This window comes from Bacillus sp. N6 (assembly GCF_052805735.1).
On sequence record NZ_CM127843.1, the window covers coordinates 3,593,646 to 3,610,165 of the forward strand.

The window sequence follows — 16,520 nt, forward strand, 5'->3', positions numbered from 1 at the left end:
TTTTTGTTGACCATATATGGCTGTCAATTCGTTTATCTCTTTAATATAAAAAATACCTTATCAATAGAAGTGAATATGGTTCAGTATTCTTCTAAAAATAATAACTTATATACCTAAAACAATGAAAGCCCTACCTCTCTTTCATCCTTACGGCTCCTCGTCCGTGCCAGTGTGAATCAGGATTGCAAAAATCAAGTAACTATTTTATCGAAGTATTCAATTAAACTTCGAACATTCATAAATGAAATTAAAAAATAAAAATGGATTTGATTGTAGTAATAACAATAGAGGTAATGCTCTAAAAGTGGTTTGAAAGAGTTGAATGTCTTTGAAATGATAAATTTTCTATAATTATGTTCCCAAAAAATTCAAGATCTTTTTTGGGATATAATACATTATTTGTAATGAACCTTAACAAAAGCTTTTTATCTGATTTTCTGTGATACCTTCAATTAATCCCAGTTCACTAATCAAAAATTCATATGCGTTATCTAACATCTTCTTTTCGCTTGCATTAAGTGCTTTTTCTTTCTGTATACGCATTAAATCGCGCACGACTTCAGCACCTTCTTGCATTTTACCCGTCTTTATTTTATCAGTGTTCAATTTATACCTTTGTTTCCACGTAAGTAATCTATCTGATTCCCCATGTTGAAAAATATCCATTATGTGTGCTAATGCGGTTATATCCGTCACTGGTCGTATATTCGAATTCAATATTCTCCCTGCTGGAATCATTAGTTCCATATTACTAGCCGACATTTTTATAACATAATACTGTTGTTTTTCTCCTGAGACTTCCTTCTCTTCTATGGCTTTAATTATACCTGCTCCCTGCATTGGATAAACAATGTTATCGCCAATTTGAAACAAATAATCCACCTCCATATATGGTAACCTTCTCAAGCTTAACACACTTTTAGTTTTTTAGCAAAATTTTTATTTTATCATAAAATTATTTTACACGTCAATACTTCAAAAGCAAGAAATTAAATTTACATAACACACTATAAAAACCCGCAATTTTATTAACGGTTGCACCCACATTCATTCTCTTTTAACATAAAAACACATTACTACATTTGAGTAGTAATGTGTTTTTGATAAGGCATAGATAAAGATCTACTTTTCCGTCTATATACTAACCTGCTTACTAACTATTTCCCTCGCTAAAAGAAAACTCATAATCACTTGCGCTGCTACTCTACTCGTCATATCCCTGAAATCAAGAGTTGGATCAATCTCTACTATATCCATCCCTTGAACGAGCGGTTCTTTACCAAGGAATTCAATCGCATCTAGTAAAGTCGTACTATCCATTCCACCTGGCCCAATTGCTGGACAACCTGGTGCAAACGCTTGGTCTAGTACATCCATATCAAGAGAAATATAAATAGAAGTCACACCTTGTTTTCTTAACACTTCAATACTTTCCGTGATAATATCTTTTATTTCTCGCTCTCGTACGTCTTTCATTGTATACACTGTTACGCCATGCTCTATTGCATATTCATGGTACGTACGTGCGTTAGAAAAATTACGAATTCCAATTTGAACAAGTTGTTTCCCTGTAATGACATCATTTTCTAGTAAACTACGGAATGGTGTACCATTTGACGGGCCTCCATCATCTAAATTACGTAAATCATGATGAGCATCAAATTGAATAATCCCGACCTTTCCTTTACTGTTTGCAAAGCCTGTTATACTCGGAAAACTAATCGAGTGGTCACCACCAAGAACGATTGGTATCATGTTCGGATTTACTTTCGTTACATGACCAACTGTTTTCGCAATTCGGTTATGACTTTCTTTTATATCCGTCACATGCATCGTAATATCGCCGCAATCATATAAGACACTTTCTTTCATATCGTGTTCTTCTGTAATTGCATATGTGCTGTATGCATCTAACATCGCACGAATTGTTTTTGGAGCAAAACTTGCTCCTGAATGACTAATAGATGGTTTAGAAAGGGGTGCTCCAATTAAAGCAGCACCGAATATTTCTACGCCTTCCTCCCAATCTTTAATCATCTCACTCCATTTTGTCACTTCACGATCAATAAACTTTGCATTTTTCTTTAAATAGTGGCCGTGCTCCACGATTGTTCACCTCTTGTATATGCAATATTACCATTCTTCCATACTGTATTCACATGACTTACGCCGTAATGATACGGTACGTAAGCATAATTGTAAGCATCCCATAAAACTAAATCTGCCTTACGACCAACTCTAATTTTCCCAGCTACATCACCACGGTTAATGGCATATGATGAGTTAACCGTTACAGCATTCCAAACTTCTTCTGGTGTCATTTTCAGTTTTAGCATCGCAATGCTCATAATAAGCTGAATATTTTCAGTTGGACAGCTACCTGGGTTAAAGTCTGTAGCTAACGCAACTGCAACACCTTCATCAATCATTTTACGACCGCGAGCAAAACTTTCTTTATTTAAATAGAAAGTTGTTCCTGGTAATAAAGTGGCTACTGTATTAGAGTTTGCAAGCATTTCAATTCCTTTATCAGAAGCGCCAACTAAATGGTCTGCTGATGCTGCACCGATTTCTGCCGCTGCTTCCGCACCACCAAGAGGGTCGATTTCATCTGCATGAATTTTCACATCAAAGCCAAGCTCTTTCGCTTTTAATAAAAACTCTTTTGACTCTTCGACAGAGAACACACCTGTTTCACAGAAAATATCAACGAATTCCGCTAATTGCTTCTCTTTCATTTCTGGTAGTAGTTCTAACATCCATTGTAAAAATTCTTTCGATCTACCTTTATATTCTTTCGGAACTGCATGAGCACCTAAAAATGTGGAAACTAAATCGATCGGATGCTCTTTTTGTAATTGTGCAGTTGCCTCTAATTGTTTCCATTCCGTCTCATCATCTAATCCGTAACCACTCTTCGCTTCTACAGTTGTAACTCCGAAAGATAACATACGGTCTAAATGGAATTTCGCTTTTTGAACAAGTTCTTCTTTCGATGCTTGTTTCGTTGCATTTACAGTCGAAAGAATGCCTCCGCCTTGTTCTAAAATTTCTAAGTACGGAACTCCTTGTAATTTTAGTGCGATTTCATTTTCACGAGATCCACCAAATACAAGATGAGTATGCGGGTCAACAAGACCAGGAGAAACCATTTTCCCGCCGCAATCAATAACTTCTTTCGCTTGTAATCCTTTCGCTTCTTCCGCTGTTCCAACGAAAGTAATTACATCGTTTTCAATTCCAACCGCACCGTTTTCGATAACAGGAAGCGTGTTCATCGCTTCCCGTCTTAACAAGCCATCTTCTTGATCCATTGTTAGTAATTGACCAATATTTATTAGTAAAGTGTCCAGCATGTTTTCTCCTCCTTATTTCATCATTGGAATGTTAACGCCTTTTTCTTTCGCAGTTTCCACAGCTAAGTCATATCCAGCATCCACGTGACGAACAACACCCATACCAGGGTCAGAAGTTAATACGCGCTCAATACGTTTTGCTGCTGCTTCTGTTCCATCTGCAACGATAACCATTCCAGCGTGAAGTGAATAACCCATACCAACGCCGCCACCGTGGTGAACAGATACCCAGCTTGCACCGTTTACACTGTTAATTAATGCATTTAAAATTGGCCAGTCTGCTACTGCATCACTACCATCTTTCATCGCTTCTGTTTCACGGTTTGGAGATGCTACTGATCCGCAATCTAAATGGTCACGACCAATTACGATTGGTGCTGATAATTCACCATTTGCCACCATTTCATTAATAATGCGACCAAATTTCGCGCGCTCACCGTAACCTAACCAACAAATACGTGATGGAAGACCTTGGAATTCAACTTGCTGACGAGCCATACGAATCCAGTTACATAAATGCTCATTATCAGCGAACTCGCGTAAAATTACTTCGTCTGTTTTATAAATATCTTCTGGATCACCAGAAAGTGCTACCCAGCGGAACGGTCCTTTTCCTTCACAGAATAATGGACGGATAAATGCTGGAACGAATCCTGGGAAATCGAAAGCATTTTTCAAACCTTCATCGAAAGCAACTTGGCGAATGTTATTTCCATAATCAAATGTAATTGCGCCTTTTTCTTGCATTGCAAGCATTGCTTCTACATGTTTTGTCATACTTTCTTTTGATAATTGTACGTAACGTTCTGGATCTTCTTCACGAAGTTTCGCTGCTTCTTCTAACGTATAACCTACTGGAATATAACCGTTTAATGGATCATGAGCTGAAGTTTGATCCGTAACTAAGTCAGGGATAATATTACGATTTACTAACTCAGGTAAAATTTCTGCTGCATTACCTAATAATCCAATTGAAATAGGCTCTTTCTTCTCTTTATACTCGTTTGCAATAGCCAATGCTTCTTCTAATGATTCTGTATACTTATCACAATATCTCTTTTCAATACGACGATCGATACTACGCTTATCTACATCAATCGCAATGACAACACCGCCATTCATCGTTACAGCAAGAGGTTGTGCACCACCCATACCACCTAAACCAGCAGTAAGTGTTAATGTACCTTTTAATGAACCATCGAAATGTTGACGAGCTGCTTCGCCAAATGTTTCATATGTTCCTTGTAAAATTCCTTGTGTTCCAATGTAAATCCAGCTACCTGCTGTCATTTGTCCGTACATCATAAGACCTTTTTTCTCTAGTTCACGGAAGTGATCCCAGTTCGCCCATTTTGGTACTAAGTTTGAGTTCGCTAACAGTACGCGAGGCGCATCTTCATGTGATTTGAAAATTGCAACTGGTTTTCCTGATTGAACAAGTAACGTTTCATCACTTTCCAACGTTTTTAATGAATCTACAATCGCCTGATAGCTTTCCCAGTTACGAGCTGCACGGCCAATTCCACCATATACAACTAATTCTTCTGGTTTTTCAGCAACTTCAGGATCTAAATTGTTCATTAACATTCGAAGTGCAGCCTCTTGAACCCACCCTTTCGTTTGTAACTCAGTACCTCTTGGCGCACGAATTGTTTGTTTTACTTTTTCCATTTCAATCTCTCCCTTTTCTCGTTTTATAGTGCTGCGTTTACATCCAATCTTTCTTCTATCGAATAATTCGTTTTTAACCAATGTGCAATATTTTCAATATCCGTTGAGAAGATGCGATCATTTGTAATAGATGGTACTTGCTGACGCCCTTGATGGTAGAAGCTCTTCGTCACTGTACTCATGTTTTCAATCCCGCGATATTCTGCCGCTTGCATCGCACAAATCATCTCAATTGAAAGAACACGTCTTGCATTTTGAATAATTTGATGTGCATGGCGTGAAGCAATTGTTCCCATACTTACGTGATCTTCTTGGTTAGCTGACGACGGGATTGAATCTACACTCGCTGGATGTGCTAATGTTTTATTTTCAGAAACAAGTGATGCTGCTGCATACTGCATAATCATCGCACCAGACTGTAGTCCTGGTTCTGGACTTAAAAATGGTGGTAAATCATTTAATTGCGGGTTTACTAAGCGCTCAATACGGCGCTCCGAAATATTTGCAAGTTCCGCCATTCCTACTTTTAAGAAGTCCATCGCAAACGCAATCGGTTGACCGTGGAAGTTACCACCTGAAATTACTTTTTCCCCGCCATCAAAGATTAGCGGATTATCTGTTGCGGCATTCATTTCAATTTCTAATTTTTCTTTCACATAATTCAAAACTTGCCAAGAAGCACCGTGTACTTGCGGGATACAACGAAGTGAATAGGCATCCTGTACACGTAGTTCTCCTTGTTTTGTTGTTAACTTACTATCATGAAGAATGTCACGAATTCTGCTTGCTACATCCACTTGCTCTTTATAACCACGTGCTTTATGAACATTTTCATCAAATGCATCAATAATGCCTTGTAACCCTTCAATTGTCATCGAAGCAATTAGTTCAGCTTGATACGCCGTTGCTTCTGCTTCTATATAAGAAAGAACTCCTTGCGCTGTCATCGCCTGCGTACCATTAATTAATGCAAGACCTTCTTTCGCTTCAAGTTCAATTGGCTCAAGCCCTTCTTCTGTAAGAGCAACCATTGCATGAACGCGTTTCCCCTTATAGAACACTTCACCTTCGCCTAATAATACGAGCGCAAGATGAGATAAAGGTGCCAAATCTCCACTCGCACCAAGTGAACCTTGTTGCGGAACGACTGGGTGAATCTTACGGTTTACAAACTCAAGAAGCATATTTACAACGAGCGGTCTAACACCAGATACTCCTTTAAGCATCGTGTTCGCTCGTAAAATTAACATACCGCGTGATACTTCTTCTGGGAATGGATCGCCTATCCCACATGCATGTGACTGAATTAAATTATGCTGAAGTGCCTTCACATCATCTTTTTGGATAAGCACATCACTAAATTTTCCAAATCCAGTTGTAATACCGTAAACGACTTTTCCGTCTTCTACGATTTTCTCAACTACTTCGCGGCATTCTGCTACCTTTTGCATACTAGTTGGACAAGCTGTTACACCTTCTCCTTCAAGTAATAACCTCTTCATTTCTTCAACTGTCAATGTATGTCCTGTTAACGTAATCATCATTTTTCCTCCTTAAAAAGGCAAAAGGGGACCTTATCTTTTTAAGACAGACTTCTGTCCTAAAAAAGTAAGGCCCCCTTCTAACTAATAGACTATGGGCAAATCATATGTGATTAATTCCTAAACCAATCGCCTCATGCTCAGATCCTTTTACAGGTGCACCAATCGTTCCATAAAGCGCAACAGCAACCCATTCGCCTTCTTTTTTTCCGTCGTATGGTGTACCGCGCACAATCGCAAACCGAAGTCCTACTGTACGAAGAACGTCTGCTAACTGAATTTGACCTCTCGTCACTCCGTACAAAGCTTCCATAATTGCATGATAAAGTGCATGTGTTTCTCTGTAAACGTCTGTTTCAATAACCTGGTTGCTCTTAGCCGCTGTTTCCATTGCTGCGACAACCTTTTGCGAATTCATCGAACCCACTTTCCCCGTACAATACTTCCAACCTTTTGGAATGGATAATACAGGACTTTCATTTTCATCCGCAAGTGCCAACAGCATGGCCATACGACCAATTCGATGTGTTCCTTGAAGAAGCATGTGACTCTCTCATTTCTTTTGAATTATTTGAATATTACTTAATTTAAGAATATATGAAAACGGTTAAATCGTCAATAGTTTAAACTCACATTCAAACATTTTTTTCATCCCCTCCATTTGTGTACACAAATTATTTACACAATTTTTCCAAGCATGCTATAGTCTCACTAACAGATGCAAAGGGGCGAGATTTCAATGACGAAGCGAAAAGATATTCATTTTCGAATTGAAGAAAAATTACTTGCAAGGTTTGAAGCTGCACTCCATTACGAAGGTTTAAAGAAAACGGATGTATTAACACATGCGATCCAACAATTTTGTACGAAAGTGGAATATGAAAAAATGAATGATGTAAAAAGGCAATATAGCGTCAGTAACAATTTACAAACACGTATCGATACGCATAAACATTACGAAGAAAAACAAGTGAATTTAGATGAAATCGTTATTGAACATTTACAACTTCAAGGGGAAGAAAGCATATTAGAGGTTGGGTGCGCTAGCGGAAAATTCCTTTCCCTTTTACAAACAAATGGTCATAAAGGCCTATTAACCGGGTTGGATCAATCCGAAGCTATGCTTGCTGAAGCTGCTAAGACGAATAACTTAATAGAATGGAAACGAGGGGATGCTAGTAAACTCCCTTTCAAAACAAATTATTATGACCTAATAATCGCAAGACATATGTTATATCACATGAAAGATGTTGAAAAAACAATTCAAGGATTCCATAAAGTAATTCGTCCCGGCGGCTCACTTTTAGCTACAACAAATTCTAGCGTTACACTACCTCGTATAGTTGAAATGTGTAACCGCATGTTAGACGCATTTGATTTACCGAAAACAACATCATCAGTCACTCCATTTTGTTTAGAAAACGGTAAAGAGATATTACAATCCGTTTTTCCAACTGTTAAAGAAACAGTTATTCATAATGCGCTCGTTTTTCATCATGCTACTCCAATAGTAAACTATATTTCTAGCATGTTTCCATCGCTAAATATACCTGATAATACATATCTTCACGCGGAAATGAAGGAATGGCTAAAAGAAGAAGTAGAAAATGAATTATCACTTCATAACAGTATATGGCGCGATCCGAAAACGTTAGCAATTTATCGATGTCAAAAAGAAAAAAGCTAGCATTTGCTAGCTTTTACACGTTTTCTCGTAAAAGTTTTTCCATTACTACATTGCCTTTACCACCATAAAAATTGGTATTATGTTCGTCTGCCACTCCAAAATAAGAGGCAATTGCTATTCCGAATGGTACAAATGCATGCCCTTGTGCTGTAATGATATTTGAGTGTTGCACAACTTCTTTATACACGAAATTTTCTATTGGAAAACAATCGAACTTTTGATAATCTATAGTCGCAGTATAAGAAATTCCCTTAAATAAGCCCGCTTTTGCTAGCGCATACGGTCCAGCGCAAATTGCCGCCACTAATTTTTCTTGTTCATGAAATTGACGAATGATTGAAAAAAGAGATTTTGCATCTTCCAACTGTACTTCTTCTCCACCTGGAATAAGTATCCCCTCATACTCATCTACACGTACTTTACTTACTTCTATATGTGGCTGTACTTGCAACCCAGTTTCACTTATAATCAATTCTTTTGTTAAGCCCGCTGTTATGATTTCATACTTCGTTTTCAGCAATGCCGTTGCTACTGTTATTTCAAACTCTGCAAATGTTGGGTATACAAATAAAAGTATTTTTTTCATAGCCCTCTCTCCTTTAACCAGTACATAAAATATACCTCTAGATCGTCCACTGTTAATCTATTCGTATCCAAATAAGTTACAGGAAATTGTTTATACCAATCTTTTTCCGTTTCTACTAATTTAAATTGCTCCTCAAATGTACTTCGTTTTCTTGTCCTATCGTTATTTTTTCTATCATATACATTCTTTTTCGTCACATCTAAATAAAAAATGGCATCTGAACGACATTCTCTTAATTTATATAATTCACCTTTCAATTCAGCTTCTATATCCCACTCTTCCCCTATAATCGTTGGATAAAAGAGTGTAAAAAACTCAATGTCTTCTGGTCCGCGATCAAAAATTACGACTGAACCTTTCACATTTTGAAACTCCTTAATTTTTGCTTCGATAAACATTTTTTGATTTATGATAAACCCTTCTTTTGAATTCATATCCAAATTTAATTGCTTTCGCTTTTCTACAATTGGATAAGGATTTTCATATATAACCGAAAGCCCACATCTCTCTAACCTTTTAGCCAATGTTGTTTTTCCGCTAGCCATCGGCCCTTGCAGTGAAATTACGTATACCATACCTCTCATTCCCTTACACTTTAGTACACCTATAATATACAGAATTTTTAAAACTCTCAACATTATATATATCATCTTGTTTCTTATTCCTATCTAACTTATAATAAAAAATAGAGATTATGACGGACGCATCAATAATGTAAGCTTGGAAATCCAAGCTTACATTATTTTTTGCTTTCCCTTTTCGAATAAAAAGAGTATACTAGATTAGAACGTATGTTCTTAATGATTACATACAGTAAGGAGATAGAACAATGGTATACGACACAAAAGCAATTTCTTGGAATGAGTCTTTAAAACAACTTCAACGCCGCTATACAAACAAACAAGTTGACCGAAAAGAATTTGAGGATATTGAACTGATGGAATTCTTCCGCGATAACGACTACATTTCTTTACCTACACATATAAGCGGCCTATCAAAAACACGTTTTACTTCTTACTCTATTTTCACAACTGAAGATAAAGATCGTAAAGTTGGCACACTTATTATTGAGTATGTTGAAGACGATAATAATAATTTATGTGTTGAACAACTATACTTCGTTTAAACTATAACGCTTGGTCAAAATGACCAAGCGTTCTTGCTTTCTATGAATCTCACTGTATATAATATGAATAAAAGAAAACCGCTATCATTAAGGGGGGATATGCTTGCTCGAAGGATGGTTCAGTTGGTTCATTGTATTATGGACGGTTATTTTATTAGGGCTTATGTCTATCGGTGGATACTTTATGTTCAGAAAATTTTTAAAACGATTACCAAAAGAAGACGGCATGTCCATTTTGGATTGGGAAGAACACTACATAAATAAAACGAGACATTTATGGGCTGACGAACAAAAACAATTGTTAGAAGAGCTTGTAAGTCCTGTTCCAGAACTATTTCGCGATGTTGCAAAATCAAAGATCGCTGGAAAAATCGGGGAACTTGCATTACAAGAAAATGCCTCTCGAATTACACAAGACTTAATTATTAAAGGATATATCATTGCCACACCAAAGCGTGATCATAAATTTTTAATTAAAAAACTACAAGAAAAAAAGATTGATTATTCTAACTATCAATCTTTACTCGCAAAGTAACTCCATATTATTTTCGATAAAAAAGACAGCGCCTTTAACGCTGTCTTTTTATTTAGTACATATACAGTTTTTAAGTTAGCTTCATATCTTTTTCATTATAAAAACCATCTTCTTTTTCCATTTCCTTCTGTAATTTCGTAAAGGAACGATACATTGCAATTCTCCATGACACAATCATCGCAAACGCAAGTAAGAAGAACATGCCACTAAGTTGTCCTAAATCAAGAGATTGGCTTAAGTATGTTTTAAATACAATCCGCACGACAAGTAATCCAATTAATATAAAAACAAAGGCTTTTGAACGCTTCAAATAAATCTCTTGTCCTCTAATTTCAAATTTAGATGTTTTAATAAGAAAAATAGAGAAAATCAAACCGACACCAATCGCTTCTAACATTTCTGCTGGAGTTAATCGAAATTCAGGAAAAACATACATCAATGCGCCCGTACTCATAAAAAATGGCGGAAGTATAATTTTTTTCAATGTTGCAGGTTTCTTAGCTGCTTTTAAACGAATAAACATCGCACCGACAGCCATACAAACAGCAACGATACTGGATAAAACAACTATGTTCATATTTTCTCATCCTTTTTTGTGGCTATATGCAAAATATACTTTCATTATATGCTTTTCCGTTAGTATTTCCAACATTTTCGCAGAATAATACTAAAAACCGGTAAAACCACCAAATAAACTTGAGAAATATACGATAATTTTCGTCATCCAGTTAAAGTATAGGAAGACACCCATAACAATCATAATGTATCCTCCGACTTTCATGAAGGCCATACTATTTCTTTTAATCCAAGACATTTTCGTAATAAAAAATGACAGTACGAAAAACGGGATAGCAAATCCAAGTATGTAAGCAATCATGTAAATCATTGCTGATTCTGGGTTTGTTGCTGCTAATCCAATTACGGACACTAGAATTGGTCCGGTACATGGCGTCCACCCTGCTGCAAAGGCTAATCCAATTAGTACTGATCCAAAATAGCCACTTGGACGATTTTTAAATGTAAATTTACGGTCTTGCATTAAAAATTTCGGCTTAAACACCCCGACAATAATTAAACCGAACACGATGATAAAGATACCACCTAACTGTCTGATTAAATCTTTATAGTCAGTAAAGATTCCTCCAATAAAACTTGTACCAAATCCAATTGCAATAAATATAATTGAAAATCCAAGTAAGAAAAACGCTGTATGTATCATACTTCTTTTGCGAAGCATTGCATTTTCTTCTTTCAATTCAGAAACCGACATACCTGTTATGTACGATAAAAATGCCGGATAAAGCGGTAAGCAACATGGGGAAATAAATGATAAGAACCCGGCGCCAAACGCTAAAAAAATACTAATATCTTGCATCATTCCACTCCTCTCCCTAAATATTGTAACAAAAACACATAAAAATACTATGAACAATTCGTGAAATCACTTTTACAACGTGGCAATAAAAAAAAACATATTTCCTCACAGTTTCTAATAAAACGTTTTCATTTCCTTCTATTATATAGAAAAAACTCAAATGCATTATGAAACTCCTTTAATTGTTATTAACATAACAAAGGTAACATAGTTTCTCAAATAATTAGCACGCTACTAGTACGCCTATTTACATATTTGTTTAAAAAATATTTTTTTCAAATGCTGTCTCTATACAATGCAAAGTTGATTTTATAATACTTCTACTATTAATAATTTCAAGATTATGCATAAATATCATACTTTTATTATTATTCTATAAAATGTCATACTTTTCTTTCATTTGACCCTTTATTTCTAATTTTGTATACTTCCCTCTAGTTATATATTTTCGATACGGAACAACTTCATATAGATGGGAGGAATTTTTCATGCTTCGTTATTCTCTTTTAGTTTTATTAGGAGCGTGTAGTTATGGAATTTTAGCTATTTTTGTTAAGCTTGCATATGCAGAAGGATTTTCACTTGGAGAGGTAATTGGCAGCCAATATTTGTTCGGTTGGATTATTTTGCTTGCTATTACACTTCTATTTTCTAGACATCGCGTTCCTTTAAAGCAAGCATTACTTTTATTCGTTGCAGGAACATCTGCAAGTTTTACCGGAATTTTTTATTATGCCTCATTAAAAACTGTACCAGCTTCTATTGCAATTATTCTTTTATTCCAATTCGTTTGGGTCGGAATTATCATTGAAGCAGTCGCAACAAAAACATTACCTTCAAGAGAAAAAGTTATTTCTGTTATTTTCTTACTTGTAGGGACATTTTTATCAAGTGGTTTACTAGAACAATCAGCAGGTGCTTTCGATACGACTGGAATCATTTTAGGTTTATTATCTGCTGTTACATTCGCAACATACATTTTCGTGAGCGGAAAAGTTGCTGTTGAAGTACCTTCATTACCGCGCGGTGTTCTCTTAATGACTGGTGCTTTAACTTTAGTCATGATTGTATTCCCACCAACATTTATTTTTAATGGTGCCATTTCTCAAGGTCTTTGGAAATACGGTTTAGGATTAGGAACATTTAGTATCGTCATTCCATCTATTGCCTTTACAATCGGGATTCCAAAAATCGGTTCTGGCTTAGCGACTATTCTTGGTGCAGCGGAACTACCAGTTACAACAATTATGTCCGTATTCGTTTTAAAAGAGGCTGTACTATCTTCACAATGGTTCGGTGTATCACTTATATTAATTGGGATTGCAATCCCGCAAATTGCATACGCAATGCGTGGACGTTATCGTAAACATCCTACGCATAAAAAAGTCGCAGCATAAAGTGAAACTTTAATTAGTTGAACCAATCGGGCTTTTATGGGATAAACGAGAGAGGATTTTCATTTGAGAATCCTCTCTTTTATTGTTGTATACTTATGATAACTATTTTGCTGAAGAAAGAAGGCATACTACATGGTATCTATTTCAAATCAACTAAAAGAAAAACTTATTTCCATCCGTCGACATTTACATGAGTATCCAGAACTATCATATGAAGAGTTCGAAACAACAAAAGCAATAAAAAATTGGTTAGAAGAAAAAAATATTACTATCATTGATTCCAATTTAGAAACAGGAATTATCGCTGAAGTGTCTGGTAATAAAAACGGACCAATTGTAGCAGTTCGTGCTGATATTGATGCCCTTCCTATTCAAGAAGAAACACATTTGTCCTATGCATCTAAAGTACGAGGGAAAATGCATGCTTGTGGACACGATTTTCATACAGCTGCTATTTTAGGTACTGCTTTCTTATTAAAAGAAAGAGAATCTTCCCTAAATGGAACGGTTCGCTTCATATTCCAACCAGCTGAAGAAAGTAGTAATGGCGCTTGCAAAGTTATTGATGCTGGACATTTACGTAATGTGCAAGCGATTTTCGGCATGCATAATAAACCTGATTTACCAGTAGGTACAATTGGCATTAAAGATGGTCCACTGATGGCTGGAGTTGATCGATTTGAAATTGAAATTCACGGAGTTGGTACACACGCGGCTGTACCAGATGCTGGCGTAGATCCTATTGTCGCATCCTCTCAAATTGTGATGGCACTGCAAACAATTGTAAGCCGAAATATAAGTTCATCTCATAATGCGGTTGTTAGTGTTACAAATATTCATGCAGGAAATACGTGGAACGTGATTCCTGAAAAAGCTACGTTAGAAGGAACGATTCGCACGTTCCAAGCTGAAACACGTGAAAAGATTCCAGCACTCATGGAGCGTATTATTAAAGGTGTATCTGATGCATTAGGTGTAAAAACGAAATTCCGTTTTTATTCAGGTCCTCCTGCTGTTCACAACGATAAAGCTCTTACAGACTTATCTACTCAAGTTGCCACAAAGATGAATCTTAATATCATCTCGCCTAGTCCGTCAATGGCTGGAGAAGATTTCTCATTTTACCAACAGGAAATACCAGGTTCATTTGTCTTTATGGGAACGAGCGGTACACATGAATGGCATCATCCTGCTTTTACAATTAATGAAGAGGCACTGCCTATAAGTGCAGAATACTTTGCTTTACTAGCCGAAAGAGCACTTAAACAATTCTCATAAAAAAAGCCGTTCAAAGTGCATCTCAGCACCCTGAACGGCTTTTCTTATTAAGTTAAATCACGTTTTAAAAACACAGTATATGAAATACATAAAAATACGAACAAATAAAGTAGCAACATACATGATGCAAACGGGAATGTTACTCCATCAATAAAACTTCCATTCTTTGAAATACTATATAAATCTGTGTTTGCTGGCAATAAATATTTCGCCCAGTTATATCTAGTGGCTGCTAATAACGCAATATTGCCTGATAAAGCAAGGAATAGTGAAATACCAATTGCACCTCCACTAGATCTCGTTAACACAGAAATCATAAATGCAAATGATGCGTACACAACCGTTGGTAACCACGATAAAACATAATATTTACTTGCTTCTACAAAAATGTTTTGTTTTATTATATTTCCATCTTGGAAAATAAACTCACTCCATGCAGGCTGTTGGAATTTATAAATAACAAGTCCATATAAAGCAGAGAAGAACATATTAAATATAAATAATAAAGCTGCAAATATAACGATTGCTAAAAATTTTGCTGTTAAAATTTTAAAGCGACTCGCTGGTCGTATCGTTAAAAATTTATATGTTCCCCAGCTATATTCATTCGCAAAAATTGTACTTGCATACACGAGGATAAATGGGAGCAAAATTGGAAATACGATAAAACCTGTATCTCTCATGAAAGAAAGTGGAGAACTGCTTGCCGGTGCTGTATCTGTATCTAAATGCTTCATCTTAAGCTGGTATTCTTTTACAAGCTCATCCCCTGATTTTTCTGCTAAAATAGCTTCTTTTTTCATGCCAAGCTTTTTCTCAATTTCTACAGTACGTTCTGTATAATCTACTTTCCATCCTTTTGTTTCCGGTTCAAAATACTTTACCGTAACCCACCCTAATCCGATTATTAATACTGCAATAACCGCAAATGGAATAATCGTTCGCTTCCGCTTAAATATTTTATACAGTTCGTTATATACTAAATTAAACAATATCTTTTCCCCCTGTTAATTCTAAAAATTGCTCTTCTAACGTTTTTCTTTCTTCATATACACGATACACTTGAATATTTTTCTCAAGCAATGTACGAATAACATTTGGGATTTCTTCATCTTTTACGTTAATAATTAATTCATTATCCTTTACTATAACATCATGCCCTAACATTTCCGCTGCTTTATTCGCATCATCTACACGTATACGGATCGTCTCCATCTCTTCACTTTGACTATGCTGAATATTTTGCGTAGCCACATATTCCCCGTGCTGAATAATGATAACTCTGTCACACATTAATTCAACTTCTGAAAGTAAGTGACTCGATACAAGTACAGCTTTCCCTTGTTCGTGTGCAATTTTTTTTATGTACATTCTCATTTCATGTATTCCACTAGGGTCTAATCCATTCGTCGGTTCATCTAGTACCAACACATCCGGATCGTGAATAAGCGCCTGAGCGATTCCTAAACGTTGTCTCATGCCGAGTGAATATGCCTTTACTTTACGATTAATTACTTGTCCCATTCCTAACAATTTCACTACTTCATCGATACGCTCTTCGGTCACATTACCATTCATTCGTCCGAAATATGTTAAATTTTCATACCCGCTCAAAAAAGGATAAAATTCGGGTGTCTCAATTACCGCCCCAATTTTCGCAGCGGTTTTTTCAAATTGCTGTTTCACAGATTGACCATCAATCCATACTTCACCTTCTGTCATACGGATCATACCAACCATCATTCTCATTAAAGTCGTTTTTCCAGCACCGTTTGGTCCGAGTAAACCGACAACCTCGCCTTTTTTCACTTCAAAACTAATATTTTGTACAAGTGTCTTTGAGCCGATTCGCTTCGTTAACCGATCGACTTTTACAATTGATTGTTCATTTGTCATTCTATACAACCTTTCCTTCCCATTCTTTGTCAGGTCTTTTCACTGTAACATGATTATTTTTACGTGTAAAAT

At 36.2% G+C, this 16,520-nt stretch carries 18 protein-coding genes; 5 read left to right on the forward strand and 13 right to left on the reverse strand.

What is annotated here, in order from left to right; genetic code table 11:
* Window positions 1-411 precede the first annotated feature (411 nt).
* The 6 genes from ACUXVC_RS18410 to hutP form a co-directional block, all read right to left on the reverse strand.
* Window positions 412-873, reverse strand: coding sequence for a CarD family transcriptional regulator (locus tag ACUXVC_RS18410; protein ID WP_014482101.1), 462 nt, complete (start codon window positions 871-873; stop codon window positions 412-414).
* 261 nt (window positions 874-1,134) lie between these two features.
* Complete coding sequence (gene hutG / locus ACUXVC_RS18415; RefSeq protein WP_016512447.1) at window positions 1,135-2,106, reverse strand: formimidoylglutamase; 972 nt, start codon at window positions 2,104-2,106, stop codon at window positions 1,135-1,137.
* Window positions 2,085-3,356 (reverse strand): imidazolonepropionase, encoded by a 1,272-nt coding sequence (gene hutI / locus ACUXVC_RS18420; RefSeq protein ID WP_053563815.1) that lies wholly within the window; start codon window positions 3,354-3,356, stop codon window positions 2,085-2,087. Before hutI ends, hutG begins: the two co-directional genes overlap by 22 nt.
* Window positions 3,357-3,368: 12 nt before the next feature.
* Entirely contained in the window at window positions 3,369-5,027 is a 1,659-nt protein-coding gene (hutU, locus tag ACUXVC_RS18425) for a urocanate hydratase (RefSeq protein WP_071731651.1), read from the reverse strand.
* A 23-nt stretch (window positions 5,028-5,050) separates the two neighbouring features.
* Complete coding sequence (gene hutH / locus ACUXVC_RS18430; protein WP_095690367.1) at window positions 5,051-6,568, reverse strand: histidine ammonia-lyase; 1,518 nt, start codon at window positions 6,566-6,568, stop codon at window positions 5,051-5,053.
* 103 nt (window positions 6,569-6,671) lie between these two features.
* Window positions 6,672-7,112 (reverse strand): hut operon transcriptional regulator HutP, encoded by a 441-nt coding sequence (hutP, locus tag ACUXVC_RS18435; protein ID WP_000926516.1) that lies wholly within the window; start codon window positions 7,110-7,112, stop codon window positions 6,672-6,674.
* A gap of 195 nt (window positions 7,113-7,307) precedes the next feature.
* On the opposite strand from hutP, the gene ACUXVC_RS18440 reads away from it, so the two are divergent.
* Window positions 7,308-8,255, forward strand: a complete 948-nt coding sequence (locus ACUXVC_RS18440) for a class I SAM-dependent methyltransferase (protein WP_446025813.1) — start codon at window positions 7,308-7,310, stop codon at window positions 8,253-8,255.
* A 13-nt stretch (window positions 8,256-8,268) separates the two neighbouring features.
* Here the strand turns inward: ACUXVC_RS18440 and ACUXVC_RS18445 are convergent, their stop codons facing one another.
* Window positions 8,269-8,841: a DJ-1/PfpI family protein gene (locus ACUXVC_RS18445; RefSeq protein ID WP_071714697.1), complete on the reverse strand. Its 573-nt coding sequence runs from the start codon at window positions 8,839-8,841 to the stop codon at window positions 8,269-8,271.
* The gene (locus tag ACUXVC_RS18450) at window positions 8,838-9,425 is read right to left on the reverse strand and encodes an AAA family ATPase (RefSeq protein ID WP_072941421.1); all 588 of its coding nucleotides are present in this window, start codon (window positions 9,423-9,425) and stop codon (window positions 8,838-8,840) included. The genes ACUXVC_RS18445 and ACUXVC_RS18450 overlap by 4 nt, the downstream gene beginning before the upstream one ends.
* Window positions 9,426-9,670: 245 nt before the next feature.
* Here ACUXVC_RS18450 and ACUXVC_RS18455 point away from each other — a divergent pair, with 245 nt between their 5' ends.
* Both ACUXVC_RS18455 and ACUXVC_RS18460 read left to right on the forward strand, forming a co-directional pair.
* Window positions 9,671-9,967 carry a hypothetical protein gene (locus ACUXVC_RS18455; RefSeq protein WP_000262400.1) on the forward strand — a complete coding sequence of 99 codons (297 nt, stop codon included), beginning with the start codon at window positions 9,671-9,673 and terminating at the stop codon, window positions 9,965-9,967.
* Window positions 9,968-10,070: 103 nt separating this feature from the next.
* Window positions 10,071-10,502 (forward strand): DUF2621 domain-containing protein, encoded by a 432-nt coding sequence (locus tag ACUXVC_RS18460; protein ID WP_000889378.1) that lies wholly within the window; start codon window positions 10,071-10,073, stop codon window positions 10,500-10,502.
* Window positions 10,503-10,572: 70 nt separating this feature from the next.
* Here ACUXVC_RS18460 and ACUXVC_RS18465 read toward each other — a convergent pair whose 3' ends face one another.
* From ACUXVC_RS18465 to ACUXVC_RS18475, 3 genes are all read right to left on the reverse strand, one after another.
* On the reverse strand, window positions 10,573-11,079 hold the full coding sequence (locus ACUXVC_RS18465) for a CcdC family protein (RefSeq protein WP_001028640.1): 507 nt from the start codon (window positions 11,077-11,079) through the stop codon (window positions 10,573-10,575).
* A gap of 90 nt (window positions 11,080-11,169) precedes the next feature.
* Window positions 11,170-11,877, reverse strand: a complete 708-nt coding sequence (gene ccdA / locus ACUXVC_RS18470) for a cytochrome c-type biogenesis protein CcdA (RefSeq protein WP_001152676.1) — start codon at window positions 11,875-11,877, stop codon at window positions 11,170-11,172.
* A gap of 16 nt (window positions 11,878-11,893) precedes the next feature.
* Window positions 11,894-12,043, reverse strand: coding sequence for a peptidase T (locus ACUXVC_RS18475; RefSeq protein WP_446025814.1), 150 nt, complete (start codon window positions 12,041-12,043; stop codon window positions 11,894-11,896).
* 322 nt (window positions 12,044-12,365) lie between these two features.
* Between ACUXVC_RS18475 and ACUXVC_RS18480 the strand changes: the two genes are divergently transcribed.
* Window positions 12,366-13,274 carry an EamA family transporter gene (locus ACUXVC_RS18480; RefSeq protein WP_000947044.1) on the forward strand — a complete coding sequence of 303 codons (909 nt, stop codon included), beginning with the start codon at window positions 12,366-12,368 and terminating at the stop codon, window positions 13,272-13,274.
* 132 nt (window positions 13,275-13,406) lie between these two features.
* Window positions 13,407-14,552: a M20 peptidase aminoacylase family protein gene (locus ACUXVC_RS18485; protein ID WP_000253676.1), complete on the forward strand. Its 1,146-nt coding sequence runs from the start codon at window positions 13,407-13,409 to the stop codon at window positions 14,550-14,552.
* Between the two features lie 47 nt (window positions 14,553-14,599).
* Here the strand turns inward: ACUXVC_RS18485 and ACUXVC_RS18490 are convergent, their stop codons facing one another.
* Window positions 14,600-15,544 (reverse strand): ABC transporter permease, encoded by a 945-nt coding sequence (locus ACUXVC_RS18490; RefSeq protein ID WP_071731656.1) that lies wholly within the window; start codon window positions 15,542-15,544, stop codon window positions 14,600-14,602.
* A complete protein-coding gene (locus ACUXVC_RS18495) occupies window positions 15,537-16,448 on the reverse strand; it encodes an ABC transporter ATP-binding protein (protein WP_141240996.1) in 912 nt (303 codons plus the stop codon). Before ACUXVC_RS18495 ends, ACUXVC_RS18490 begins: the two co-directional genes overlap by 8 nt.
* Window positions 16,449-16,520 lie beyond the last annotated feature (72 nt).

What these genes read in the sequence shown, in the direction of transcription:
- hutI (WP_053563815.1), bottom strand. Translation starts at nt 3,356, where the DNA reads ATGCTGGACACTTTACTAATAAATATTGGTCAATTACTAACAATGGAT.
- hutU (WP_071731651.1), bottom strand. Translation starts at nt 5,027, where the DNA reads ATGGAAAAAGTAAAACAAACAATTCGTGCGCCAAGAGGTACTGAGTTA.
- hutH (WP_095690367.1), bottom strand. Translation starts at nt 6,568, where the DNA reads ATGATTACGTTAACAGGACATACATTGACAGTTGAAGAAATGAAGAGG.
- hutP (WP_000926516.1), bottom strand. Translation starts at nt 7,112, where the DNA reads ATGCTTCTTCAAGGAACACATCGAATTGGTCGTATGGCCATGCTGTTG.
- ACUXVC_RS18440 (WP_446025813.1), top strand. Translation starts at nt 7,308, where the DNA reads ATGACGAAGCGAAAAGATATTCATTTTCGAATTGAAGAAAAATTACTT.
- ACUXVC_RS18445 (WP_071714697.1), bottom strand. Translation starts at nt 8,841, where the DNA reads ATGAAAAAAATACTTTTATTTGTATACCCAACATTTGCAGAGTTTGAA.
- ACUXVC_RS18450 (WP_072941421.1), bottom strand. Translation starts at nt 9,425, where the DNA reads ATGAGAGGTATGGTATACGTAATTTCACTGCAAGGGCCGATGGCTAGC.
- ACUXVC_RS18455 (WP_000262400.1), top strand. Translation starts at nt 9,671, where the DNA reads ATGGTATACGACACAAAAGCAATTTCTTGGAATGAGTCTTTAAAACAA.
- ACUXVC_RS18465 (WP_001028640.1), bottom strand. Translation starts at nt 11,079, where the DNA reads ATGAACATAGTTGTTTTATCCAGTATCGTTGCTGTTTGTATGGCTGTC.
- ccdA (WP_001152676.1), bottom strand. Translation starts at nt 11,877, where the DNA reads ATGCAAGATATTAGTATTTTTTTAGCGTTTGGCGCCGGGTTCTTATCA.
- ACUXVC_RS18475 (WP_446025814.1), bottom strand. Translation starts at nt 12,043, where the DNA reads ATGCATTTGAGTTTTTTCTATATAATAGAAGGAAATGAAAACGTTTTA.
- ACUXVC_RS18480 (WP_000947044.1), top strand. Translation starts at nt 12,366, where the DNA reads ATGCTTCGTTATTCTCTTTTAGTTTTATTAGGAGCGTGTAGTTATGGA.
- ACUXVC_RS18485 (WP_000253676.1), top strand. Translation starts at nt 13,407, where the DNA reads ATGGTATCTATTTCAAATCAACTAAAAGAAAAACTTATTTCCATCCGT.
- ACUXVC_RS18495 (WP_141240996.1), bottom strand. Translation starts at nt 16,448, where the DNA reads ATGACAAATGAACAATCAATTGTAAAAGTCGATCGGTTAACGAAGCGA.